The organism is Pseudomonas sp. Seg1 (genome assembly GCF_018326005.1).
Taxonomy (GTDB): Bacteria; Pseudomonadota; Gammaproteobacteria; order Pseudomonadales; family Pseudomonadaceae; genus Aquipseudomonas.
In genome coordinates, this window is the sequence record NZ_AP021903.1 from 5,903,765 (window position 1) to 5,929,939 (window position 26,175).

Sequence of the window (26,175 nt, forward strand, 5' to 3'; positions counted from 1 at the left end):
CCAACGCCAGCGGGCGTGTGCCTTGATGACTTGATCCAGAAGTTTGCTGGTGATCAACACGGGGAAGGTCTCGTTCATACGTTCCGGCACAGTAACTTAGCTGGGCGGAGCGTGCAATATGGCCGGGCCTGCGGGAGATAAAACCGGGGGAGGATTCGCGACCGATGGCAAAAGGCCGGAAGTTTTTGGTACTGTCGTTTCGTTCACCTACAACAATAAATAAACGGACTTGCTCATGATCAAACAGACGTTGTTTGTACCGCTGGCCGGATGCTTGCTCGCACTGGCCTGCGCCCAGGCGAATGCAGCGCCAAATCCCTACTCGAATTTCATTGTCTTCGGCGACAGCCTCAACGATGCCGGGACCTTCACCGACACCGGCGGCCCGGCCGGTGCCACTCAGCGCTACACCAACCGTACCGGCCCGGTTTATCTGGACGGCAGCGGTGAACAGCGCTCGCTGAATGCCACCCAACTACTCGGTGGCCGCCTCGGTTTCACCCCGGACCAGACAGCGTCTTCCAGTTCGGCTGTGCGCGCCAACGAAGGCCTGCCGGATGGCAACAACTGGGCAGTGGGCGGATATCGTACCGACCAGATTCTCGATTCGATCACCACTCAATCCGCGACCGGCGAACGCACCCGCGCAGGCTACTTGCCGTCGAACGGTTTGCGCGCCGATCCGAACGCGCTGTACTACATCTCCGGCGGCGGCAACGACTTCCTGCAAGGGCGGATTCTCAGCCTGCCCCAGGCCAACGCCGGTGCCGACCGATTGGCCGACAGTGTGCAAGCGCTGCAAACCGCCGGCGCCAAATACGTGATGGTCTGGCTGTTGCCTGACGTCGGCCTGACCCCGGCCATCAACGGCACCCCGTTGCAGGCGTTCAGCAGTCAGCTCGCCAGCCAGTTCAACAGTCAACTGGTGACCCGCCTGCAAGGCATCAACGCCGAAATCATTCCGTTGAACATTCCGGCGTTGTTGTCGGAAGTGTTCGCCGACCCGGGGCGCTTCGGCCTCGCCACCGATCAAAACCTGACCGCGACCTGCTTCAGCGGCAGCAGTTGCCCGGAAAACGCCCGTTACGGCATCAACAGTGCGACACCGGATCCGAGCAAGTTGATCTACAACGACGGCGTACACCCGACCGAAGCCGGACAGAAACTCATCTCCGATTACGCCTATTCACTGCTCGCCGCGCCGTGGGAACTGACACTGTTGCCGGAAATGGCCCACGCCACCGTGCGTGCGCATCAGGATGAGCTGCGCAGCCAATGGCAGGCGGACTGGGAGAACTGGCAAGCGGTCGGCCAATGGCGGGCGATTGTCTCCGCCGGCGGCCAACACTTGGATGTCGACAGCCAAAGCAGCGGCGCCAGCGCCGATGGCAGCGGTTACAACCTGAATGTCGGCGGCAGTTATCGCCTCAACGATGCTTGGCGCGTTGGCGTGGCAGCGGGCTTCTACCGGCAGAACCTGGAGGCCGGTCATAACGATTCGGACTACAAACTCAACAGCTATCTGGCTACAGCGTTTGCCCAATTCCAGCAAAACCGTTGGTGGGCTGACGCGGCATTGACCGGCGGCAAACTCGACTACGACAACCTCAAGCGCAAGTTCGACCTGGGCGCCAGCGAGGGTGCGGAAAAGGGTGATACCGACGGCCATCTGTGGGCCTTCAGCACCCGTGTCGGTTACGACATCGCTCAGCCGGGCAGCGAATGGCATCTGTCGCCGTTCGTCAGCGCCGATTACGCCAGCGTCGATGTCGATGGCTACTCGGAGAAGAGCAACCGCGCCACGGCGCTGACCTTCGATGACCAGGCTCGCGATTCGAAACGTTTGGGCGTCGGCATTCAGGGCAAGTACAACTTCACTCCGCAAACTCAGGTGTTTGGTGAGTACGCGCATGAGCGTGAGTACGAAGATGATGTGCAGAAGGTCAACATCGCGCTTAATACCTTGCCGGCGAATGACTTCAAGCTTGAGGGCTATACGCCGCAGAGCCACTTGAACCGTTTGAGCTTGGGCGTCAGCCACAAGCTCACGGCGGATCTGGCGCTGCGTGGCGGGTACACATTGCGCAAGGATGATGACTTTACCCAGCAGGGCGTGAATGTTGGGGTGGTACTGGATTTTTAAGCGGTAGATCAAAAGATCGCAGCCTACGGCGGCTCCTACAGGGGTTTGTTGCAGGCCATAAAAAAGCGGCGCCCTCACAGGCGCCGCTTTTTTTATGGATCATATTTTCCGGGATGGGCGACATTGACCTGTGGCGAGGGGATTTAGCGAAACGTCGCACCGCCCCGATCGGCGGCGCAGCAGTCGAAAACCCATTGCGCACGGTACACCTGAAGAATCCGTGTTGCAGCTTTCAGGGCCGCTTCGCGCCCCATCGGAGATAAATCCCCTCGCCACAAAGGCTCACGCCTACAGGGGGATGTGTGGTCAGTCCGGGGTTTGCTCGGCCAGGGCCACGGCGCGGAACATCGCGCGGCGTTTGTTCAGGGTTTCTTCCCATTCCAGCGCCGGCACCGAGTCGGCGACGATGCCGCCACCGGCCTGCACGTGCAACTCGCCGTTCTTGATCACCGCGGTGCGGATCGCAATCGCAGTGTCCATGTTGCCGTTCCAGGCGAAGTAACCGACTGCACCGCCATACACGCCACGTTTGACCGGCTCCAGTTCGTCGATGATTTCCATCGCACGAATTTTCGGCGCGCCGGACAAGGTGCCCGCCGGCAGAATCGCCCGCAATGCATCCATCGCCGTCAGCCCTTCTTTCAACTGGCCAGTGACGTTGGAAACAATGTGCATCACGTTGGAATAACGCTCGATGACCATTTTCTCGGTGAGCTTCACCGAGCCGATTTCCGAAACACGCCCCGTGTCGTTACGCCCCAGATCGATCAGCATCAAGTGCTCAGCGATCTCTTTGTCGTCCGACAGCAAGTCTTCTTCCAGCGCCAGATCCGCTTCTTCGGTCGCCCCACGCGGGCGCGTACCGGCGATCGGGCGCACGGTGATCAGGTTGTCTTCGACCCGCACCAGCACTTCCGGCGAACTGCCGACGACATGGAAGTCACCGAAGTTGAAGAAATACATGTACGGCGTCGGGTTGAAACAACGCAGTGCGCGGTACAGATCGATCGGCGCAGCCTTGAAGTCAATCGACATGCGCTGCGACGGCACGACCTGCATACAGTCACCGGCGAGGATGTATTCCTTGATGGTGTCGACGGCTTTTTCGTAATCGTCCTGGGTGAAACTGGAACGGAACACCGGATCAGCCGCTTGCTGCTTGCTGAAGTCCAGGCCACGGCGCGGAGTGATCGGCTGGCGCAATTTCTCCAGCAGTTCCTGCAATTGCGCCTGACCTTGCTCGTAGGCATCAGTCTGCGAAGGATCGGCCAAGACGATCGCGTGCATCTTGCCGGCAAGGTTGTCGAACACCACGACAGCGTCGGAGACCATCAGCAAAATGTCTGGCACACCCAGCGGATCCGGGTTCGGGCATTTGCCCAAGCGCTTCTCGACATAACGCACGCAGTCGTAACCGAAGTAACCGACCAGGCCACCGTTGAAACGCGGCAGGCCGGCGATGGTCGGCACGTTGTAGCGCGCCTTGAAGGTTTCGACGAAGGCCAACGGGTCTTCGACGTCATGACTTTCGGTCTCGACGCCGTCGACGGTGATGCTCACGTGATGATCGTGAACCCGCAGCACGGTGCGGCACGGCAGGCCGATGATCGAATATCGGCCCCATTTCTCGCCGCCCTGCACCGATTCGAGCAGGTAGGAGTTGGGCTGGTCGGCCAGTTTCAGGTAGATCGACAGCGGCGTGTCGAAGTCGGCCAGGGTTTCGCAGGCCAGCGGGATGCGGTTGTAGCCGTCGGCGGCCAAGCGCAGGAATTCTTCGCGGATCATAAGGTGCCTCGTGGTGTGAGGGGCAAATCAGTCAGGTGTGCAAACGCGCCGGCAGGCCGGCCAGGAACAAGTCAGGCGCGCCAACGCCAGCGGGCCAGGGCCTTGATGACTTTCATCCAGAGTTTGCGGGTGACCACCACGATGGCGTTTCCAGAAGGGGATTGAGAAGCGTCGGGCAACGTTATCTCAGCGGCCGTACCGAGGCAACCGGGAATTAGCTTGCGCAGATCGTCGATCACCAGCGCCGGGGATTCCTCGGCAATCGGTCGGCCATGGTTGTAGCCGTAACTCAGTGCCACGCATTTGACCCCTGCCGCTTTCGCCGCCAGCACGTCGCTGCGCGAGTCGCCGACGAACAACGATTGCGAGGCCGGGATGTTGGCCATTTTCATCACGAAGAACAGCGCGGCCGGGTCAGGCTTCTTCTGCGGCAGCGTGTCACCGCCGATGATCCACTTGAAGTAGCGGCCGATCTTCATCTGATCCAGCAACGGCGCGACGAAGCGCTCCGGCTTGTTGGTGATCAGCGCCATGGCCACGCCCTGCTTGTGCAGCCACTTGAGGGTGTCGCGCACGCCGGGATAAACCACGGTCAGCTCATGGCTGGCGCCGTAAGCCTCCATGAAAACCTCGAGCGCGTGCTCGGCCTCGACGTCATCCACGGCGGAGTGATCGATGCCACCGGCCAGTGCGCGGCGCACCAGTACAGGCGCGCCGTTGCCAACCCACTCGCGCACCGCGTCGATGCCCGCAGGTTGGCGGCCGAGGGTGAGCAGCATGTTGTCCACCGCTGCCGCCAGGTCGGGAACCGAGTCGATCAGCGTGCCATCCAGATCGAACATCACCAACCGTGGCAGTTTGCCCGGGAACAGCTGCTCAAAACCGCTCATGGACGTGCCAGCGCCAGCTCGGAACGCATCTTGTCGATGACTTCCTGATAGTTCGGCGCGTTGAAGATCGCCGAGCCGGCCACGAACGTGTCGGCGCCAGCGGCGGCGATTTCACGGATGTTGTTGACGTTGACGCCGCCATCGATTTCCAGACGGATGTCACGGCCCGAGGCATCGATGATCGCCCGCGCTTCGCGCAGTTTGTCGAGGGTGCCGGGAATGAACTTCTGCCCGCCAAAGCCCGGGTTGACGCTCATCAGCAAGACCATGTCGACCTTGTCGATCACGTACTTGAGCACGTCCAGCGGGGTCGCCGGGTTGAACACCAGACCGGATTTGCAGCCGCCCTCACGGATCAGTTGCAGCGAGCGATCGACGTGCAGCGTGGCTTCCGGGTGGAAGGTGATGTAAGTCGCGCCGGCCTCGATGAAGTCGCCGACGATGCGGTCCACCGGGCTGACCATCAGGTGCGCGTCGATCGGCGCGGTGATGCCGTACTTGCGCAGTGCCGCGCAGACCATCGGACCAATGGTCAGGTTGGGCACGTAGTGGTTGTCCATGACATCGAAGTGAACGAAGTCGGCACCAGCGGCCAGAACGTTGTCTACTTCTTCGCCGAGGCGAGCGAAGTCGGCAGAGAGAATCGACGGAGCAATTACGAAGGGCTGCATGACGCACCTTTTCTGAGCTAAATCACGATGGCGCGCATTGTATACCTCAAGTTTCCGCGCGCGCACCGTGACCGCGATGATTGGGTTGTGCCATGAGCGGTGACCGATGTCGACTCAGTACGCCGCGCGATAGATCTTCTCGATATCCACGGCGCTGAGCTTGCGTGGGTTGTTGCGCATCAAGCGCTCGATGCCCGCGGCCTCCACGGCCATGGCCGGGATCGCCTCTTCCGGCACACCGAAACTGCGCAGACCGGCAGGAATTTCCACCGCTGCGCACAGATCGGTCATGGCCTGCACGGCTTTGTCTGCCGCTTCGCTGGCACTCAGATGAGCGGTCTTCACCCCCATGGCTTCGGCAATATCCTGCATGCGTTCGACGCAGGCCATTTTGTTCCAGGTCATGACATACGACAGCAACAAGGCATTGCTGACCCCGTGAGCGATGTTGTAGCGCCCGCCCAACGGATACGCCAGCGCATGCACCGCGCCAACCCCGGCATTACCGAACGCCATGCCGGCCATCAGGCTTGCGGTGGCCATGTCTTCGCGGGCTTGCAGATTGGCGCCGTTGGCGTAGGCCTTGGGCAACGCCTTGGCAATCAGTTTGATGGCACCGATGGCCAGCGAGTCGGTGATCGGCGAGGCATTTACCGACAGATAGGACTCGATGGCGTGAACCAGCGCGTCGACGCCACTGGCGGCGGTGACGCTGCGCGGGCAAGTCAGGGTCATCTGCGGGCTGACCAGCGCCACGTCCGGTAATAGATAGTCGCTGACGATGCCTTTCTTCAACTGCGCGACTTTGTCGGAGAGGATCGCCACGTTGGTTACTTCCGAGCCGGTGCCGGCGGTGGTCGGAATGGCGATCAGCGGCGGGCCTTTGCGCGGCACCTGGTCGACGCCGAACAGGTCCTCCAGCGCGCCGTGGTAACCGGCGTACGCCGCCACGCTTTTGGCGATGTCGATGGCGCTGCCGCCACCGAGGCCGATCAAACCGTCATGCCCGCCCTCGCGGTAAACGCGCATGCAGTCTTCGACGATGGCGATTTCCGGGTCCGGCAGTACGCGGTCGAAGATCTCGTAGTCGCGCCCGCCGAGTTGTACCAGCGCCAACTCGACGGTGCCGGACTTGACCAGCGCGACGTCGGTGACGATCAGCGGGTTGTCGATGTCGAGGCGCGTGAGTTCGGCGGCCAGTTGCTCGATGGCGGCGGCGCCGGTGATCAGTTTGTGAGCGATTTTGAACTGGGACAGACTCATCGTGCGCAGCCTCTTATAGATGTGGGAGCTGGGCACAAGATTAGCTGAGGGTTTGGGGTTGTCTGCTATTCAGGTGGTGAATGACCCAGTCGCGAGGATGGTACACACTGATTGTTCCCACGCTCCGCGTGGGAATACAGCCGGGGACGCTCTGCGTTCCATCCGCGAGCTGGAACGCGGAGCGTCCCGAGAGGCATTCCCACGCAGAGCGTGGGAACGATCGGCGTCAGACCTGAGCGGTACGCAGTTTTTCGCTGCGGCCTCGTAACCATTCCAGGGTCAGCAGCAGGATGACGGAAAAGGCGATCAGCAACGTAGCCGCAGCAGCGATGGTCGGGCTCAAGTTCTCCCGAATCCCGCTGAACATTTGCCTTGGCAACGTCGCCTGCTCAGGCCCGGCCAGAAACAGCGTCACCACCACTTCATCAAACGACGTCGCGAAGGCAAACAGCGCCCCGGAAATTACCCCCGGCGCAATCAGCGGCAAGGTCACCCGGCGGAACGCCGTCAGCGGCGATGCACCGAGACTCGCGGCCGCACGCACCAGATTGTGGTTAAACCCCTGCAACGTCGCCGACACCGTGATGATCACAAACGGCACACCCAGCACCGCATGCACCACGATGAGCGAGAAGAAGCTGTTACCCAAACCCAGCGGTGCGAAGAACAGATAACTCGCCACACCAATGATCACCACCGGCACCACCATCGGCGAAATCACCAGCGCCATCACCAGCGATTTTCCGGGGAAGTCGCCGCGGGTCAGACCGATCGCCGCCAGTGTGCCGAAGACCATCGCCAGCACCGTCGCGGCCGGGGCGACGATGATGCTGTTCTTCAGGGCGCGCATCCATTCCGCCGAAGCAAAAAAATCCTGATACCAATGCAGCGAAAAGCCCTGCAGCGGGTACACGAGAAAACTGCCCGAGTTGAACGACAGCGGCACGATCACCAGCACCGGCAGAATCAGGAACAGCAGGATCAAGCCGCAGAGAATCCGCAAGCTGTAGAACCACACCCGTTCGATGGGCGACATGTAAGGACTCAGCATTTCAAATTCCCCTTAGCTCAGGCGCAGGCGACTGGCGCCCACCAGCCAGCTGTAGATCAGATAAAGCACCACGGTCGCCAGCAGCAGCAAGCCGCCCAACGCAGTGGCCATGCCCCAGTTGATGCTGGTGTTGGTGTAGAACGCGACGAAGTAGCTGACCATCTGATCGTTCGGACTGCCGAGCAGCGCCGGGGTGATGTAGTAGCCGATGGCGAGGATGAACACCAACAGGCAACCGGCGCCGACACCGGCATAGGTCTGCGGGAAGTACACCCGCCAGAAACTGGCGAACGGGTGGCAGCCCAGCGAGATCGCGGCGCGCATGTAGGTCGGCGAGATGCCTTTCATCACGCTGTAGATCGGCAGGATCATGAATGGCAGCAGGATGTGCACCATCGAGATGTACACGCCGGTCCGGTTGAACACCAGTTCCAGCGGTTTATCGATGATGCCCATGGCCAGCAGCGCACTGTTGATCAACCCGCCTGATTGCAGGAGCACGATCCATGCGGCGACCCGTACCAGAATCGAAGTCCAGAACGGCAGCAGCACCAGAATCATCAACAGGTTGCTTTGGCGAGAAGGCAGGTTCGCCAGCAGATACGCCAGTGGATAAGCGAGCAGCAGGCAGATCACCGTGATGATCAGGCCCATCCAGAAGGTGCGGGCAAAGATATCGAGGTAGATCGCCTGATCCGGCGTGGCCGGGGCGATTTCGCCGAGGTCGTCGATACGGTGGTCGACCGCCGCCAGCAGGTAGTAAGGCGTGATACTGCTGGTGTTGCGTTCCACCGCTTGCCAGTAGGCCGGATCGCCCCAACGCTCGTCGAGCGCTTCCAGTGCTTCTTTATAGGAGGCCGGTTCGCTGGCGAATGGCAGCGCCCGGGCGGTTTTGGTCAGCAGGCTGCGATAGCCGGCCAACTCCATGTTCAAGCGCTTGGACAGATCGCCCAGCGTCTGGTTTTTGCGTGCTTCGGCGAGGTCTTCGCCGGCGGCTTTGTAGACCGGCTCAGCGGGCAAGCCACGGCCGTCCCAACTGGCGATGGCCGCCACCGTGCGCGGCATGCCGCCGACCACTTCGGGGTTGCCGACGCTTTTGTAGAGCAGCGCCACGATCGGCACCAGGAACACCAGCAACAGAAACAGCACCAGCGGCGCAATCAGCGCCTGGGCCTTCCAGCGGTTGACCCGCTCGGCGCGTTTGAGCTTCTGCTTCAAGGTGGGGCTGGCGCCCTCGTTCAGGGGAACGGCGATGGCCATGACGTACTCCGCAAATCTTTGATCGTTACAGAGGTGGCGAGCCACCGCTGTTGTGTTGAAACACTACTACCGCTGGGAGCGAGCCTTCCTGAGAGAGCGAACCTTTGTGGCGAGGGGATTTATCCCCGATGGGTTGCGAAGCAGCCCCAAGACCACGCAGCTCGTTGTGTCAGGAAGATTGAAGTCTCAGGTTTTACGACTGCTACGCAGCCGATCGGGGATAAATCCCCTCGCCACAAAAATCTCACTCCCCACACAAACTCAGCACACCATAAGCCCGCCCTCAAACGAGAGCGGGCCTCGGGTTACTTCGCAGCCCAGGAATTGAAGCGCTGTTCCAGTTGCTCGCCGTTGTCAGCCCAGAAGCTGACGTCGATCTGCACCTGGTTGGCGATGTTTTCCGGGGTGGTCGGCATGTCTTTCAGCACGTCCTTGCTCAGCAGCGGAACGGCTTGGGTATTGGCCGGGCCGTAGGCGATGTTTTCCGAGTAGGTCTTCTGCTGCTGTGGCTGGACCGAGTAGGCGATGAATTTCTTCGCCGCTTCAGCACGCGCCTTGTCCAGGCCTTTCGGGATGGCCCACGCGTCAAAATCGTAGATACCGCCGTTCCACACCACTTTCAGGTTGGATTCTTTCTGCACCGCCGCGATACGACCGTTGTAGGCCGAGCTCATGACCACGTCACCGGAAGCGAGGTATTGCGGCGGTTGCGCGCCAGCTTCCCACCACTGGATATTCGGCTTGAGTTCATCAAGCTTCTTGAACGCACGATCCTGACCACCCTTGCTCGCGAGTTCCTTGTAGACGTCTTTCGGCGCAACGCCATCAGCCATCAACGCGAATTCGAGGGTGTACTTGGCACCTTTGCGCAGACCACGCTTGCCCGGGAATTTCTTCGTGTCCCAGAAATCCGCCCAGCTGGTCGGCGCGGTTTTCAGCTTGTCAGCGTTATAGGCCAGTACGGTCGACCAAACGAAGAAACCCACGCCGCAAGGCTGAATCGCGCCTTTGACGTAGTCTTCGGTTTTGCCGAACAGCGCCGGATCGAGTTGCTCGAACATGTCTTCGTCGCAACCACGGGACAGTTCTGGCGATTCAACTTCCACCAGATCCCACGACACGCTCTTGGTGTCGACCATGGCTTTGACCTTGGCCATCTCGCCGTTGTACTCGCCAGCAACGATCTTGCCGTTGCCCGCCGCTTCCCACGGTGCATAGAAGGCTTTGACTTGCGCCGCCTTGTTCGCCCCGCCAAACGACACCACGGTCAAATCCGGGCCAGCGGCCATTGCGCTTGCCGCACCCATCAGGCCCAGGGTCAGGGCGGTGAACTTCAGGGATCTCAACATTTATTGTTCTCTCCACGTGCAGGGTTGGTGTTGGTACAACGGGGGGCGATCAGTTCGCCTCTAACAGCGGGTCAAGCGCACGAACGTGCTCGACCTGCCAGCCAAGCGGTACCACGTCGCCGACGGCGAGCGCAGGATCGAGCTCGGCAATCGGTTGTTTCACGAAGAAGTCGGTCTTGCCGCAGACTTCCAGGCGCACCCGGACGTGGTCGCCCAGATAGATGAATTCCGCCACCCTCCCTGAGAAGCGGTTGACGCATTGGTCGCTGGAACCGTTGAGGCTCACGCGTTCCGGACGGATCGACAGGGTCACCGGTTCACCGGTCTGGCCGACGTTGACTGCCAGCGCCTCGACCTTTTCGCCACGCCCCAACTCGACCACGCAGCGCTCGCCGCTCTGACTGAGCAGGCGACCATTGAGGCGGTTGTTCTCGCCGATGAAGTTGGCGACGAAGGTGTTTTTCGGTTCTTCGTAAAGCGTGCGCGGTGGCGCGATCTGCTGGATTTCGCCTTGATGGAAGACTGCAACGCGATCAGACATGGTCAGCGCTTCACCCTGATCGTGAGTCACGTAGACCACAGTCACGCCGAGACGCTGGTGCAGGTGCTTGATTTCCATCTGCATGTGTTCACGCAGCTGTTTATCGAGGGCACCGAGGGGTTCATCCATCAGCACCAGTTGCGGTTCGAACACCAAGGCGCGGGCCAGGGCCACACGTTGCTGCTGACCACCGGACAACTGCGCCGGGTAGCGCGAGGCGAACGCATCGAGTTGGACCATGCTGAGGACTTTCTTCACACGGTCGCTGACGTCGCTCTTGTTCAAGCCACGTACAGTCAGTGGGAAGGCGAGGTTTTCCGCGACGGTCATGTGCGGGAACAGCGCGTAGTTCTGGAACACCATGCCGATGTCGCGCTTGTGCGGCGGCACGTTGTTGATTGCGCGACCCGCCAGAAGGATTTCGCCGGCGGTCGGCGTCTCGAAACCGGCGAGCATCATCAGGCTGGTGGTCTTGCCGGAACCGGACGGCCCGAGCAGGGTGAGAAATTCGCCTTTGCGAATGTCCAGGTTGAGGTCTTTGACGATCAGGTTCTCGCCGTCGTAGCTCTTCTGCACTCCACGAAAGCTGACCAGCACATCACTGGCCCCTGCGTTTGAATCGACCTGGCTCATACCCACACCTTTGTTGTTGATGACTGCTTGTGTATCAAGCCTAGTGGCTGGCGGCAGGCACGCAAATCGGGGCGCAGGAGAGATTCGCCTCAGCCGGATGGAAGGTTGGGGGTAGGGATTGCCCTACAAGGATGGCGTTAATGGATAAGGCAGTTGCAAGCGCCGAGCAGCAAGCCGCAAGAACCAGCAAAAGCGCGTGTCGCTAATGGGTACGTCCACATTCGCAGGCTACACAGAGAAACCTGTGGGAGCTGGCTTGCCAGCGATAGCGGTGGGTCAGCCGACATTGATGTGACTGACACTCCCTCATCGCTGGCAAGCCAGCTCCCACAGGTTTTTGTGGTGTGTTTAGAGAAGTTTGTGTTCCATCGCGTATTTCACCAGTTCGGCGAGCGAGGTGATGTTGAGCTTCTGCATCAACCGCGCCTTGTGCGTACTGATGGTTTTGCTGCTCAGGGCCAATTGCTGGGCAATGTCGTTGACGTTGGCGCCTTGGGCGAGGCGCTCGAACACCGAGAACTCACGCTCGGACAACAAGGAGTGCAGTGGCCGCGTATCAGTCAGGCCAACTTCGAAGACCATGCGATCCGCCAGATCCGGATCAATGTAACGCCCGCCCGCCGCGACTTTGCGGATCGCCGTGAGCAACAGCGCCGGATCGCTGTCCTTGGTCGCATACCCGGCCGCACCAACCTTCAAGGCGCGAGCGGCCATTTGCGCTTCGTCGTGCATCGACAGCACCAGAATCGCCGGTGGGTTGTTCAGCGCACGGATTCGCGGGATCGCCTCCAGACCGTTTACGCCGGGCATGGAGATGTCCAGCAACACCACTTCGCACGGCACGTTGCGCAGGGTTTCGAGCAACTGTTCGCCATTGCTCGCCTCCCCCACTACTTGCAGATCCTTGGCCAGGCCGATCAATTGCTTGATGCCTTCACGGACGATGGTGTGGTCTTCGGCTACCAGTACACGGATCACGTTTTTCTCCATTGTTCTTATTCAGCGCCAAGGTCATTCGCGAGCAGGCTCGCTCCCACAGGGAAAAGCATTCCAATGTGGGAGCGAGCCTGCTCGCGAAAGCCCGACCCAAACACCACATAACCATCAGACCTCATTCACCGGCACCCAGACATGCAGACTGGTGCCCTCCCCCGGCTCACTCTCCAGCACCAGCCGCCCGCCCATGATCAGCACCCGCTCTCGCATGCCGACCAGGCCAAACGAGGTCGGCCGAGCGGCAGCGGCGACAAAGCCTACGCCGTCATCACTGACCGTCAGACACAATTCATCGCCCTCCAGCGCCAGCGTCAGTTCGACAGTATGCGCCTGAGCATGGCGCATGACGTTGGTCAGCGCCTCTTGCAGGATGCGGAACAGGCCAATCGCCTTGGCATCGCTCAGCGCCGGCAGATTGTCCGGCACCTGCACCAGACACGGGATCTGCGTGCGCGCCTCGAACCGTCGCGCCTGCCACTCGATGGCCGAGGCAATCCCCGCATCGAGAATCGGCGGACGCAATGCCGTGGCCACATCGCGCACCAATTGAAACAACTGAGCGATCAGGCGTTTCATGCTGTTCAGCCGCTCATTCAGACCGGGATCGAGTTGTGCGTAGGCCAGTTCGCACATCGACGTCTCCAGTTTCAGCACCGTGAGCATCTGCCCCAGCTCATCGTGAACCTCGCGGGCGATTCGCGCCTTTTCCTCTTCGCGCACGCTCTCAAGGTGCGCCGACAGTTCCCGCAGTTGCTCGCGCGACGCCGCCAGTTCCAGCTCGATGCGTTTGCTCTCGGTGATGTCCCAGACGATGCCATCCCAGACATAGGCGCCATCTTCCAGTTGTCGGGTAATCGCCTTGATTTCGGCCCAGCGCTGTTGCCCCTGGCGCGTGAGAATTCGCCCCTGCCACGACCAATCGCTGTCAGTGTCCAGCGCCTGATCCTGGGTCTGGTGATAACTGGCCCTGTCGTCCGGATGCACCAGACTGCGCAGGCCCATGTCGCGGTGAGCGATGGCCGCTGGCGCGTAACCCACCAGACTTTCACTGCCCTCGGAGATGTAGGCAAAGTCGATCTGCCCGGTCACCGGCGCCCGCTCCAGCCGGAACACCAGCCCCGGCACGTTGGCGGCGATACCCTGCAGGCGCGCCTCGCTTTCCTGCAACGCGGCCAGTGCCCGGCGGCGCTCGGTGACGTCATTGAGATAGACCACCAGATATTCACTGTCGCGAAAACGCAGGAAACTCAGCGACACGTCCGCGGGTAAAACACTGCCGTCGGCACGTACGCAGCTTGTTTCAAAACTCAGCGGCCCTTCTTCACTGGCCCGTGCGCGTTTCCACAGGTTGAGCCAGCGGTCCATGTGCAAACCCGGTTCGAAGTCGATCAGCGGTCGTTCGATCAGCCCACCCGATGGATAACCGAGCATGTTTTCCGCCGCGCGGTTGGCGTAGCGCACATGGCTGTCCCAATTGACCCAGAGGATGCCGACGGTGCTTTGGTCGATGGAAAACTGCGTCAGCCGCAAGGCTTCTTCGCTGGCGGCACGCAAGGCGATGTCTTCGCGCGCGGCCAGCAGACGCTGTTCAAGACTGTGCTGCTGGCGCCGCTGCCAGAACACGATGGCCACGCAACTGAGCAACATGACGGCAAACAACAGACTGAGGTTCTGCCAGAACCCCGGCGACTCCGACAGTCGCGGGTATTTCGGTTGCAGCCATTGGTTGTGCAGGCGTTCGAGATCCTTGGCCGGGATCACACGCAATGCGCTCTGGACGATACCGGCCAGTTCCGGCCAGTCACGGCGCGATGCCACCCGCAGCAGTTGCGGCAGCCCGATATCGCCGACCACCACCAGTTCGGCAAACTCCGGTTCTGCCGAAAGTCGACCGAGCTGCGCCTCATCAACGATCGCGTATGACGCTTGCTGACTCAACAACAGCTGCAATGCCTGACGCTCAAGGGGCACGCCTTGCAGGTTCAAATGCGGATAGTTACCGCGCAGATAGTCGGCGGTGGTGCTCGGCATGCGCACGGCGACGCGGGTCTGGCTGTCGAGTTTCTCCAGATCCACCCCGCCGCTGGCCTTCTGATCGCTGACCACCAATTGCGGCACACGCATGTACGGATCGGAGAACTGCCAAAGACGCAGGGCGCTGGGCGTCTGGGTCAGCCCCGGGGCGATATCGATTTCGCCTTCGCGCGCGGCCGCTTCCAGTTGCGCCAGATCCTGAAAGTTGCGCCAGCTCAGCTCGACATTGAGCGCCTTCGCCAACAGCTTCATCAGCTCGACGTTGGCCCCGGACAAACGCTGCAAGCGCCGGTCGTATTGCGCGTACGGCGCCTGCAACACCAGACCGACGCGCAATTCGTTGTGCTGCGCGAGCCATTGCTGCTCACTCGCCGACAACTGCGCAACGTGCGCTGGTGGCGCAGGCGCCGCCCAGCCCATCAAGGGAAGCCACAGACAGCCGATAACCCACAGGCAGCAAAATCGCTTCATTGAAGTCTCATACACTGACAAATTCTGACCAACCCATTAGGCTGCCGGGATACTTTTCTGGCCTGGAATAACCGATGCCCTCTGTCTACCGCCTGGCAATGCCAGCATTGTGCCTGTCGCTGATCCTGCCTTGTGCGTTTTCCGTCAACGCGGCCGATCCGGCCCCGGCCGCCGCTGCGGAAAAATCCGCTGAAGAAAAACCGGCCGAACGCCAGCCACTGCTTGAGCGTAGTCAGGAAGAAGCCGCCGCACTGCAACGCAAAGTCCCGGCGCAGGAACAGCAACAGTTGCAGGCCGCCAGCGACACCTTCCTCGCCTTGTGGAAACCGGCCAATACCGCCGAGCCCAAAGGCGCGGTGATTATCATCCCCGGCACAGGCGAAACCGCTGACTGGCCTCAGGCAATCGGCCCGTTGCGGCGCAAGTTGCCGGACGTTGAATGGAGCAGCCTGAGCATCACCCTGCCCGACCTGCAAGCCGACACCATCGCGCCGCGTGTGATCGAGCCGTCTGCGGCCCCGAAAGCACCTGAGTCGGGCAGCAAGGATTCCACCACCGCGCAACCGATCGAGCAAGCGGCGGGCGGTGGGGCTGAAGTGGCTGACCAGGTGGTTGCCGAGACGACCGAAGAACAATCCAAAGCCGATGCCGAACGCATCTTCACGCGAATCGACGCAGCCATTGCCTACGCCGAACAGCAAAGTGCGCGGCGCATTGTCGTGCTCGGTCACGGTACCGGCGCGTATTGGGCCGCACGCTACTTGAGCGAACGGCAAACGGCGCAGGTGGAAAAATTTGTCATGGTCGACGCGCAGACACCGCTCAAGGCCAAGCCGGCACTGGCGGAACTGACGCCGACGCTGAAGCTGCCGACGGCGGACATTTTCTACATGGACAAACCGCTGGATCGCAATGCCGCGCTGGAGCGCATGCAGGCGAGCAAGCGTTTGAAGACGTCGGCATTCAGCCAGGTGGCGCTCAAGGCACTGCCGGATAACAACGCTGAGCAGGAGCAGCTGTTCCGCCGCGTGCGTGGCTGGTTGAATCCGCAGAACACCGACTGACCGATAAACCGAGTCGCGTCCATCGCGAGCAGGCTCACTCCTACAGGTGATTACGCTCCAATTGAAGGAACCCGATCAACTGTAGGAGTGAGCCTGCTCGCGATGAGGCCACTTCAAACGATACACATCTAACGACTAGCGAAAATCCCGCCGCTCACGAATCAATGTATAGGCGTTGTGCAGCTCGCGGGTTTTCTCGGTCGCGTCGCGCACCTGCGCTGGCGTCGCACCACTGCCGGCAATCTTGTCCGGATGATGACGACTGAGCAGACGCCGATAGGCACGCTTGATCTGCGCCGGCTCGCTGGATGCCGACACACCCAACAGGCGCATCGCCTCCTGATAGCTCACCGCCGCACTGACGATGGGCCGCTTGCCGGGCTCGTAATCACTGGCCAGTGCTTGCACCTGATGCGTCGTCCAGCCCAGCCATTTACCCCACTGCGCCAACAATTCCCGCTCACTGACGCCCGCCCGGCCATCGGCCCAGACCATCCGCCAGCAGGCGCGCAACACACCTTCGGCCGCGTGTGGCTGCGCACTCAGGCGGCGCAGATAACCGCGCAGATGATCGCCACCGGACTTGCCCCGGTTGAACGCCGCGATCGCCCGACGCGTTGCCGGTTCACTCATCTCCAGCGCGCGCATCTCGTTCCGCGCCTGCTGGATATGCCCATCCGTGACCCGCCCGTCGCTCTTGGCCAGACGCCCGAGCAACACGAACAATAATTCGTCGTTGCGCAGCATCGGCCGGCCGCCGAGTTTCTCGCGTAAATGCCCCCAGCTCTGCAAGTGCAGGCGCCGATCCAGCGCCTGTCCCAACAACGCCCCAAGCATGGCCCCCGGAATGCTGGCGATCGCAAAACCCGCTCCGGCTCCAATCAGAGTCCCTGGCCACAACATATCAGCGACTCGCTTCTATCAAGGTTTCAGCTTCGGCCAAGCGCTCATGCGTACCGACATCCACCCAATGACCTTTCAGACGCTCGCCTGTCACTTCGCCGTCTGCCATGGCTTTACGTAGCAGCGGCGCCAGTTTGAAGGCACCGTCCGTGCAGCCATCGAACAGCTGCGGATGCAGGACGGCGATACCGCTGTAGGTCAGGGTCTGCGCGTCCGGATGGCCGTCGTGCACCTTCCCGTCGGTCAGAGTGAAATCACCGCTCGGGTGATGCGCGGGGTTGTCCGCCAGCACCAGATGCGCCAGACCATTGATCGGCTGATGCAGCACGCTGAAGTCGTAATCGGTCCAGATATCACCGTTGACCACCAAGAACGCATCGTCGCCGAGCAACGGCAGCGCACGGAAAATCCCGCCACCGGTTTCCAGCGGCTCGCCTTCCGGCGAGTACTGAATGCTCACGCCGAATTGCGAACCGTCGCCCAGATAATCCTCGATCTGCTGACCGAGCCAGGCGTGGTTGATCACGATCTCATTGAAACCGGCGGCCGCGAGGGCGCGCAGGTGATATTCGATCAAGGGCACGCCGCCGGCACGTACCAGCGGTTTCGGGGTGGTCAGGGTCAGCGGGCGCATGCGCTCGCCTTTGCCTGCCGCCAGAATCATTGCCTTCATGCTGTTGCTCCACCCCGCAGGCTGGTGAACAGCGTTTGCAATTCGGCCAGTTCAGGACGACGGGCAATCACCGCTTCTATATAAGAGAAGAAACGCGGCACGTCGGCCAGGTAACGCGGCTTGCCATCGCGGTGGCAGATACGCGCGAAGATGCCGATGACTTTCAAATGACGCTGCACGCCCATCAGGTCGCTGGCACGCAGGAAGTCTTCGAAATCCGGCTGCACCGGGATGTTCAGTGCCGAGGCTTGCTGCCAGTAATTTTCCAGCCAGCCACGCACGCGCTCTTCAGGCCAGCTGAGGAAAGCGTCCTTGAACAGGCAGGTTACGTCGTAGGTCACCGGGCCATAGACCGCATCCTGAAAATCCAGCACGCCAGGGTTTGGCTCGCTGAGCATCAGGTTGCGCGGCATGTAATCGCGGTGCACCAGCACTTTCGGCTGGGCCAGGGCGCTGTCGATCAACAGGTCGCTGATCTGCTGCCACTGTTGTTGCTGAGTCGAATTGAATTCGACGCCCAGTTCACGCTTCACGTACCACTCAGGGAACAGTTCCAGCTCACGGCGCAGCAATGCGACGTCGTAACTCGGCAGCGGCGCGACCATCGGCAACTGCTGAAAAGCCAGCAGTGCTTTCAGGGCATCGCTGAACAATGCGTCGGCATTTTCGCCATCGATCACGTCGAGATAGGTCTTGTTGCCCAGGTCATTGAGCAAAAGAAAGCCGCGTTCGAGGTCTTCGGCATAAATTTTCGGCACATTAATTCCGGATTTCGCCAGCAAAAAGGCGATATCCACGAACGGTTTGCAGTTTTCCTGGGGTGGCGGCGCATCCATCACGACGAAGCTGCGACCCGCGCCTTCCCAGCGGAAGTAACGGCGGAAACTCGCGTCGCTACTGGCCGCGGTCAACGTGGCCGGGGGCACGGCGCCCCAGCCCTGATCTGCAAACAGGATTGCCAACTGCTCATCGAGCCAAACTTTCAGGTGTTGCAAGCGTACATCTTGGTCAGGCATTGCAAGGGTCTCCGACGGCGCTAGCCGTCAAGCGGGTCATGCTTTATTATCCAGCATCTTTTTCAGACCATCGAGAGGCGTGCGGCCCACACCGCGGGCAGATGGCACGCAGGAAGCCCGGACTAATAAGATGGCATTGAAATCCCCCGCGTTTCGTAAAAAATTTCCGTTGTTGGTAACCGGCAGTCTGCTGGCTATGCAACCTCTGGCCAGTCAATTCGTTGTCGCCGCCGAGCAGTATGACTGCTCTGTCTCGGCTACGGGTGCCTGGGACTGTTCGCCCAAGACGCCGGCGGCTGCATTGCCTCCGCGTCCAGTGCATGACGGCAGTGCCGTCAGCGCCACCGGCGAAGCCCCGGCACAGAACGGTTCGACTTCCGACACTGGCGCCAAACCAGCGCTGGTGACCGAAGCCAAGGGCCGCGGACTGAAATCCCGTAGCGAAGACTTCAGTCACCTCGACTGGGTTCCGCGCGAGAAACTCACCGCTGCCCAATTGGCTGAAACCGGTCCGTATTGCTCTGGTGCTTACATCGAGCCGACTCGTCCTGGCATGAATGACAAGACGAATAAAAGCGATGCACCGACCTTTATCGGCGCAAAAGCTTCGCGCTATAACACCGATGATCAAGTTGGCACCCTGGCCGGTGATGTTGTCCTGCGTCAGGGCAGCATGCAGGTCGAGTCCGATGAGGCGAGCCTGTATCAGGCCGAGAGCCGCGCCGAACTCAACGGCGATGTGCGCATCCGCGACAACGGCGCGCTGATCGTCGGCGACCACGCCGATGTGCAGCTCGACACTGGTGAAGCCAAGGTCGACAACGCCGAATACGTGATGCACAAATCGCGCATCCGCGGTAACGCGCTGTACGCCAAGCGTGCCGAAAACGCGATCATTCGTCTCAAGGACGGCACGTACACCACGTGCGAACCGAACAGCAACGCCTGGCAGCTCAAGGGTAATAACATCACCCTGAACCCGGCCACCGGCTTCGGTACCGCGACCAACGTGACGTTGCGTGTAAAAGACATTCCGATCCTGTATACGCCATACATCTACTTCCCGATCGATGATCGTCGCCAGTCGGGCTTCCTGCCGCCGACCATCGGCAGCGGCACCGACACCGGCTTCATGCTGGTCACCCCGTACTACTTCAACCTGGCGCCTAACTACGACGCCACGTTGTACCCGCGTTACATGAGCAAGCGCGGCATGCTGGTGGAAGGCGAGTTCCGTTATCTGACCAAGTCCAGCGAAGGCCAGTTCGGCGCTGCGTACCTGAACGATGACGACACCGAACGCAGCAAGCAGACCGACTACGAAAAAACCCGCTACATGTACAACTGGCAGCACAAGGGCGGTCTCGACTCCCGTGTGTTCACCCAGGTTGATTACACCAAGATCAGCGATCCTTACTACTTCCAGGATCTGCAGACCGATCAGATTGGCGTGAAATCCAGCGACTTCGTGAATCAGCAGGGTTCGGTCACTTATCGTGGTGATAACTACACCGCACGCCTGAACGCTCAGCAGTACCAATTGGCGACTGTTTCGAACATTACGCCGTATGGTCGTCTGCCGCAGATCACCTTCAATGGTCAGCTGCCGTATCACCCGGAAGGTTTGAATTTCGATTACGAGACCGAGATTGTGCGGTTTGACCGTGATTTGAAAACCGGTGATTTCATCGACGAAAATGGCACCGCGTCACCGCGTCTGGATACCAACATCCGTGGCCTGGACCGCGCCAACGGCGATCGTCTGAATCTGAAGCCAGGTGTCAGCCTGCCAATGAATTGGTCCTATGGTTTCCTGAAACCATCGCTCAAGTACCAGTACACGCAGTACCAACTTGACCTGGACGGCACTGGCAAGTCGCAGATTGATGCGATGACGCCTGAGCAACGCAAGCTCAATGGCACTTTCGACAGCAACCAGAATCGTGGCGTCCCGATTGCCAGTATCGACAGCGGCCTGTACTTCGACCGCAACACTTCGTACTTCGGCAAAAACTACCGCCAGACCCTGGAACCGCGCCTGTTCTACCTCTATGTACCTGAGGTGGATCAAGAGGACATTCCGGTATTCGACACCAGCGAAACCACGTTCAACTACTCCTCGCTGTTCCGTGACAACCGTTTTTCCGGCTCCGACCGTGTCGGTGACGAGAACAAGCTGTCGCTGGGCGTAACCAGCCGCTGGATCGAAGATAACGGCTTTGAGCGTCAACGCATCAGCGTAGGCCAGGCGTTGTACTTCAAGGATCGCAAGGTTCAACTACCGGGTATCGCCTTCAACGATCGTGACGACGCGAAATCCAACGTTTCGCCGTACGCACTGGAATACGAATACCGCTGGAACCGCGATTGGCGCACCACTGCTGACTACAACTGGGATCCGGACAGCCGCAGCCCACGCTCCGGCAGTGCGATGTTCCACTACCAGCCTGAAGACAACCCGAACAAGGTTATCAACGCCGGCTATCGCTATCGCAACGACCAGGTTCGTTACGACCAGAACACCGGTAAATGGACTGTGGGTGGTGGTGACTACGGCACCCCGGGCACGCCTGGCTACGTGAAGGACTACTACAAGATCCAGCAGCATGACTTCTCGGTCATCTGGCCGATCGTTCCACAGTGGAACGCGATCAGCCGCTGGCAGTACGACTACAACCGTAACCGTACCCTGGAAGCCTTCGGTGGTTTCGAGTACGACAACTGCTGCTGGAAACTGCGCCTGATCAACCGTTACTGGGTTTCCTATGACGAGTTCAGTCAGGAAGCTCCGCAAAACGAAAAAGGCGACCATGGCGTCTTCCTCCAAATTGTTCTGAAGGGACTCGGTGGCCTCACTGGCGCCAAGGTAGAGAGCTTCCTCGACAAAGGCATTCAAGGTTATCGTGAACGTGAAGACCAAGCTTTCTGATTGTCTGCGCCCGCTGATGCTGGGCGCGCTGTTCCTGGGTACGGCGGCCAACGCCGCCGTACAGTCCATCGATAAAGTGGTAGCGATCGTCGACAACGACGTGGTCATGCAGAGCCAACTGGACCAGCGCGTCCACGAAGTTCAGCAGACCATCGCCAAGCGTGGAGGTGGCTTGCCACCTCCAGGTGTACTGGATCAACAGGTGCTTGAGCGCCTGATCGTCGAAAACCTGCAACTGCAGATCGGCGAACGTTCCGGCATCCGCATCACCGATGAAGAACTGAACCAGGCTGTCGGCACCATCGCCCAGCGCAACAACATGACTGTTGACCAGTTCCGCGCCGCCCTGGCACGCGACGGCCTGTCTTATGACGACGCTCGTGACCAGATCAAGCGCGAGATGGTCATCAGCCGTGTCCGTCAGCGCCGCGTGGCAGAACGCATTCAGGTCTCCGAGCAGGAAGTGAAGAACTTCCTCGCCTCCGACTTGGGCAAGATGCAACTGTCCGAAGAGCTGCACCTGGCCAACATCCTGATTCCGACCCCGGAAAGCGCCAACTCCGAAGCCATTCAGAGTGCCGCACGTCAGGCCATGGAGGTTTACCAGCAGCTCAAGCAAGGCGCCGACTTCGGTCAATTGGCCGTGGCCAAATCCGCCAGCGACAACGCACTGGAAGGTGGCGACATGGGCTGGCGTAAAGCCGCTCAACTGCCACCTCCGTTCGATCGCGAGCTGAGCAGCATGGCCGTTGGCGATGTAACTCAGCCGGCACGTACGCCAGGTGGTTTCATCATCCTCAAGTTGCTGGCCAAGCGCGGCGGCGAAGCCCAGACCCGTGACGAGGTGCATGTGCGCCACATCCTGGTCAAGCCAAGCCCGATCCGCGACGAAGCCAAGACCAAAGCCCTGGTTCAATCGCTGTATGAGCGAATCCTGGCAGGTGAAGACTTCGCCACTCTGGCGAAGAGCTACTCTGAAGACCCGGGTTCCGCCCTCAACGGTGGCGACCTGAACTGGATCGACCCGAACGTACTGGTGCCGGAATTCCGCGAAGTGATGGCCAAGACCCCACAAGGTCAGCTGTCCAAGCCGTTCCAGACCCAATACGGCTGGCATGTTCTGGAAGTCCTTGGCCGTCGCGCCACCGACAGCACCGAACAGGCCCGCGAGCAGCAGGCAATGACCGTACTGCGTAACCGCAAATACGACGAAGAGCTGCAAACCTGGCTGCGTCAGATCCGTGACGAAGCGTACGTAGAGATCAAACTCCCTGGTGCAGACCAGGCAGCGCAGTGAAACCCAAGCGTTTCGCGCTGACACCCGGCGAACCAGCCGGCATCGGTCCCGACCTGTGCCTGCTGCTCGCCTCGCAAGCCCAGCCACATCCCCTGATTGCCATCACCAGCCGCGACCTGCTCCTTGAGCGGGCCGCGCAGCTGGGGCTGGCCGTCAATCTGCTGGATGTCGGCCCGGATCACTGGCCGGACGCCCCGGCGCCCGCCAACAGCCTGTATGTCTGGGACACTCCGCTCAGCGCCACTGTGGTGGCCGGGCAACTGGACAAGGCCAATGCGGCCTTCGTCCTCGAAACCCTGACCCGCGCCGGCAACGGCTGCCTCTGCGGCGATTTCGCCGGGATGATCACAGCACCCGTGCACAAGGGCGTGATCAACGAGTCGGGTATCGCCTTCTCTGGACACACGGAATTTCTCGCTGACCTGACCCATACCGCCCAGGTGGTGATGATGCTCGCTACCCGCGGTTTGCGTGTGGCACTGGTCACCACTCACCTGCCCCTGCGTGACATCGCCGATGCGATCACGCCGGAGCGGCTGGAGCGGGTCACGCGGATTCTGCACAGCGACCTGCAAAACAAATTCGGCATCGCCCAGCCACGCATCCTCGTTTGCGGGCTCAACCCGCACGCCGGTGAAGGCGGACACCTGGGCCGTGAAGAAATCGACATCATCGAACCGACATTAGAGCGCCTGCGCGGCGAGGGCATGGACCTTCGTGGCCCGCTGCCCGCCGACACTCTGTTTACCCCCAAATATCTGGAGCACTGCGATGCAGTGCTGGCGATGTACCACGACCAGGGTTTGCCTGTGCTTAAGTACAAAGGCTTCGGCGCTGCCGTCAACGTGACCCTGGGTTTGCCGATCATCCGTACATCGGTCGACCATGGCACCGCCCTGGATCTGGCCGGCAGCGGCAAAATCGACACCGGCAGCCTGCAAGTCGCCCTGGAAACCGCCTACCAGATGGCCGAGACCCGTTTATGACCGAGCAATACCAACACAAGGCGCGCAAACGCTTTGGCCAGAACTTCCTGCACGATGCCGGCGTCATCGACCGCATCCTGCGCTCCATCAGTGCCAAGTCCGAAGACCGCCTGCTGGAAATCGGCCCGGGCCAGGGCGCACTGACCGCCGGCCTGCTCAACTCAGGTGCGCAACTGGACGTGGTGGAACTGGACAAGGATCTGATCCCGATCCTCAATCAGCAGTTCGCCGGCAAGAGCAACTTCAACCTGCATCAGGGCGATGCGCTGAAGTTCGACTTCAACACGCTCAACGCCGCGCCGAACAGTCTGCGCGTCGTCGGCAACCTGCCGTACAACATCTCTACACCGCTGATTTTTCACTTGCTGAACAACGCCGGCATCATTCGCGACATGCACTTCATGTTGCAGAAAGAAGTGGTCGAGCGCCTGGCAGCAGGCCCTGGCGGTGGCGACTGGGGTCGCCTGTCGATCATGGTTCAGTACCACTGCCGCGTAGAGCACCTGTTCAACGTCGGCCCGGGCGCGTTCAACCCGCCGCCGAAAGTCGACTCGGCGATCGTCCGGCTGGTGCCGCACGCGGTGCTGCCACACCCGGCAAAAGATCATCGCCTGCTGGAGCGCGTCGTGCGCGAAGCCTTCAACCAGCGCCGCAAGACCCTGCGCAACACGCTCAAGCAATTGATGACCGCTGCCGAGATCGAAGCGGCCGGCGTCGATGGCAGTTTGCGTCCAGAGCAACTCGACCTTGCCGCGTTCGTGCGCCTGGCTGACAAGCTCAGCGAACAAGTCCCGCCAGCCCCCGCCGCCGACTGACCGGCGATGAACGCTATCGGGCAGTACGCCACTCTGGTTTACTGCCCGATACTTGCCTAGACTGATTCCCCATCAGCTACGCCTCGCGTTCCGCTTTGTTTAAGGCCCTTTTGCATGTCCGATCCTCGTTATCAGGTCGATGTCAGCGTCGTTACCCACTATCTGGCAGACCAATCGCAACCCGAACACGACCGCTTCGCCTTCGCCTACACCATCACCGTGCAGAACAATGGCGAGCAACCCGCACGCCTGATGTCGCGCCACTGGGTGATCACCGACGGTGACGGCCATGTCGAAGAGGTGCGCGGCGCGGGTGTCGTCGGCCAGCAACCGCTGATCGATTCAGGCAAAAGCCACACTTACAGCAGCGGTACGGTGATGACCACCAGGGTCGGCACCATGCAAGGTACTTACGAGATGGTCGCCAGTGATGGCAAACATTTCGACGCAATCATCAAGCCCTTCCGCCTCGCCGTCCCCGGAGCCCTGCACTGATGGCGACGTATGCCGTCGGCGACCTGCAAGGCTGCCTCGAACCGCTCAAGTGCCTGCTCAAGCAAGTCGCTTTCGACCCGAAACTCGATCGGCTCTGGCTGGTGGGCGATCTGGTCAACCGTGGCCCGCAGTCGCTGGAAACCCTGCGTTTTCTCTATGCCCTGCGCGATTCGCTGGTCTGCGTCCTCGGTAATCACGACCTGCATCTGCTGGCGGCAGCAAAGAATATCGAACGTTTGAAGAAGTCGGACACGCTGCGCGAGATCCTTGAGGCGCCAGACTGCGCCGAACTGCTTGAGTGGGTGCGACAACAAAAGTTGATGCACTACGACGAGCAGCGCGACGTCGCCATGGTCCACGCCGGCATTCCACCGCAGTGGTCGCTGCGCCGCGCCTTGAAGTGCGCCGACGAAGTCGAAACCGCCCTGCGCGACGACAACCTGTTTCCTGCTTACCTCGACGGCATGTACGGCAACGATCCGGCGAAATGGGACAACGACCTCAAAGGTGTGACCCGCCTGCGCGTCATCACCAACTATTTCACCCGCATGCGTTTCTGCACCGCCGAGGGCAAGCTCGACCTCAAGAGCAAGGAAGGCCTCGACAGCGCACCGCCAGGCTACAAACCGTGGTTCCAGCACAAGGAACGCAAGACCAAAGGGCTGCGAATCATTTTTGGTCACTGGGCGGCGCTGGAAGGCAATATCCATGAGCCAGGCATCTCGGCGCTGGACACCGGTTGTGTCTGGGGCGGCAGCCTGACCCTGATGAACGTCGACAGCGGCGAACGCCTGTCGTGCAAATGCGATGAACATGGCGGCCTCGCCCCGACCGTCGCACCACTTATCCCCGAAACTTCGCCAGTCAGCGCACCGCGCTAGACTGCGCATTCAGCCGAGCAACAGGAACC

The 26,175-nt window shown here is 60.6% G+C and carries 21 protein-coding genes; 8 read left to right on the plus strand and 13 right to left on the minus strand.

Annotation, left to right across the window (positions count from 1 at the left end):
- Positions 1-235: 235 nt before the first annotated feature.
- Positions 236-2,143, plus strand: a complete 1,908-nt coding sequence (gene estP / locus KI231_RS26625) for an esterase EstP (protein ID WP_213026736.1) — start codon at positions 236-238, stop codon at positions 2,141-2,143.
- A 306-nt stretch (positions 2,144-2,449) separates the two neighbouring features.
- On the opposite strand, the gene trpE is transcribed toward estP, so the two are convergent.
- The 10 genes from trpE to KI231_RS26675 all read right to left on the minus strand — a co-directional run bounded on the left by trpE (position 2,450) and on the right by KI231_RS26675 (position 15,087).
- Positions 2,450-3,928, minus strand: coding sequence for an anthranilate synthase component I (trpE, locus tag KI231_RS26630; RefSeq protein ID WP_213026737.1), 1,479 nt, complete (start codon positions 3,926-3,928; stop codon positions 2,450-2,452).
- A 71-nt stretch (positions 3,929-3,999) separates the two neighbouring features.
- Entirely contained in the window at positions 4,000-4,818 is an 819-nt protein-coding gene (locus KI231_RS26635; protein ID WP_103304395.1) for a phosphoglycolate phosphatase, read from the minus strand.
- Positions 4,815-5,489: a ribulose-phosphate 3-epimerase gene (gene rpe / locus KI231_RS26640; RefSeq protein WP_003228808.1), complete on the minus strand. Its 675-nt coding sequence runs from the start codon at positions 5,487-5,489 to the stop codon at positions 4,815-4,817. The genes KI231_RS26635 and rpe overlap by 4 nt, the downstream gene beginning before the upstream one ends.
- A gap of 114 nt (positions 5,490-5,603) precedes the next feature.
- Positions 5,604-6,752, minus strand: a complete 1,149-nt coding sequence (locus KI231_RS26645; protein WP_213026738.1) for an iron-containing alcohol dehydrogenase — start codon at positions 6,750-6,752, stop codon at positions 5,604-5,606.
- A 226-nt stretch (positions 6,753-6,978) separates the two neighbouring features.
- Positions 6,979-7,803 carry an ABC transporter permease gene (locus tag KI231_RS26650; RefSeq protein ID WP_064589486.1) on the minus strand — a complete coding sequence of 275 codons (825 nt, stop codon included), beginning with the start codon at positions 7,801-7,803 and terminating at the stop codon, positions 6,979-6,981.
- Between the two features lie 12 nt (positions 7,804-7,815).
- The gene (locus tag KI231_RS26655; RefSeq protein ID WP_213026739.1) at positions 7,816-9,063 is read right to left on the minus strand and encodes an ABC transporter permease; all 1,248 of its coding nucleotides are present in this window, start codon (positions 9,061-9,063) and stop codon (positions 7,816-7,818) included.
- A gap of 305 nt (positions 9,064-9,368) precedes the next feature.
- A complete protein-coding gene (locus KI231_RS26660) occupies positions 9,369-10,412 on the minus strand; it encodes an ABC transporter substrate-binding protein (protein WP_213026740.1) in 1,044 nt (347 codons plus the stop codon).
- Between the two features lie 49 nt (positions 10,413-10,461).
- Positions 10,462-11,586, minus strand: a complete 1,125-nt coding sequence (locus KI231_RS26665) for an ABC transporter ATP-binding protein (protein ID WP_103304399.1) — start codon at positions 11,584-11,586, stop codon at positions 10,462-10,464.
- Positions 11,587-11,934: 348 nt separating this feature from the next.
- On the minus strand, positions 11,935-12,564 hold the full coding sequence (locus KI231_RS26670) for a response regulator (protein ID WP_103304495.1): 630 nt from the start codon (positions 12,562-12,564) through the stop codon (positions 11,935-11,937).
- Between the two features lie 126 nt (positions 12,565-12,690).
- The gene (locus KI231_RS26675) at positions 12,691-15,087 is read right to left on the minus strand and encodes a PAS domain-containing sensor histidine kinase (RefSeq protein ID WP_213026741.1); all 2,397 of its coding nucleotides are present in this window, start codon (positions 15,085-15,087) and stop codon (positions 12,691-12,693) included.
- A 74-nt stretch (positions 15,088-15,161) separates the two neighbouring features.
- On the opposite strand from KI231_RS26675, the gene KI231_RS26680 reads away from it, so the two are divergent.
- Entirely contained in the window at positions 15,162-16,151 is a 990-nt protein-coding gene (locus KI231_RS26680; RefSeq protein WP_213026742.1) for an alpha/beta hydrolase family protein, read from the plus strand.
- 135 nt (positions 16,152-16,286) lie between these two features.
- Here KI231_RS26680 and KI231_RS26685 read toward each other — a convergent pair whose 3' ends face one another.
- The 3 genes from KI231_RS26685 to KI231_RS26695 are packed head-to-tail and all read right to left on the minus strand — an operon-like array spanning position 16,287 to position 18,743.
- Entirely contained in the window at positions 16,287-17,054 is a 768-nt protein-coding gene (locus tag KI231_RS26685) for a TerB family tellurite resistance protein (protein ID WP_213026743.1), read from the minus strand.
- Between the two features lies 1 nt (position 17,055).
- The gene (gene murU / locus KI231_RS26690) at positions 17,056-17,727 is read right to left on the minus strand and encodes an N-acetylmuramate alpha-1-phosphate uridylyltransferase MurU (protein ID WP_103304404.1); all 672 of its coding nucleotides are present in this window, start codon (positions 17,725-17,727) and stop codon (positions 17,056-17,058) included.
- Entirely contained in the window at positions 17,724-18,743 is a 1,020-nt protein-coding gene (locus KI231_RS26695) for an aminoglycoside phosphotransferase family protein (RefSeq protein ID WP_103304405.1), read from the minus strand. Before KI231_RS26695 ends, murU begins: the two co-directional genes overlap by 4 nt.
- A 130-nt stretch (positions 18,744-18,873) precedes the next feature.
- On the opposite strand from KI231_RS26695, the gene KI231_RS26700 reads away from it, so the two are divergent.
- From KI231_RS26700 to KI231_RS26725, 6 genes are all read left to right on the plus strand, one after another.
- Complete coding sequence (locus KI231_RS26700; protein WP_213026744.1) at positions 18,874-21,672, plus strand: LPS-assembly protein LptD; 2,799 nt, start codon at positions 18,874-18,876, stop codon at positions 21,670-21,672.
- A complete protein-coding gene (gene surA / locus KI231_RS26705) occupies positions 21,653-22,969 on the plus strand; it encodes a peptidylprolyl isomerase SurA (protein ID WP_146041241.1) in 1,317 nt (438 codons plus the stop codon). Before KI231_RS26700 ends, surA begins: the two co-directional genes overlap by 20 nt.
- Complete coding sequence (gene pdxA / locus KI231_RS26710; RefSeq protein ID WP_213026745.1) at positions 22,966-23,955, plus strand: 4-hydroxythreonine-4-phosphate dehydrogenase PdxA; 990 nt, start codon at positions 22,966-22,968, stop codon at positions 23,953-23,955. The genes surA and pdxA overlap by 4 nt, the downstream gene beginning before the upstream one ends.
- Entirely contained in the window at positions 23,952-24,770 is an 819-nt protein-coding gene (rsmA, locus tag KI231_RS26715; protein ID WP_103304408.1) for a 16S rRNA (adenine(1518)-N(6)/adenine(1519)-N(6))-dimethyltransferase RsmA, read from the plus strand. The genes pdxA and rsmA overlap by 4 nt, the downstream gene beginning before the upstream one ends.
- Positions 24,771-24,884: 114 nt before the next feature.
- Positions 24,885-25,265: a Co2+/Mg2+ efflux facilitator ApaG/CorD gene (gene apaG, locus KI231_RS26720; protein WP_213026746.1), complete on the plus strand. Its 381-nt coding sequence runs from the start codon at positions 24,885-24,887 to the stop codon at positions 25,263-25,265.
- Entirely contained in the window at positions 25,265-26,146 is an 882-nt protein-coding gene (locus KI231_RS26725) for a symmetrical bis(5'-nucleosyl)-tetraphosphatase (protein ID WP_213026747.1), read from the plus strand. Before apaG ends, KI231_RS26725 begins: the two co-directional genes overlap by 1 nt.
- Positions 26,147-26,175 lie beyond the last annotated feature (29 nt).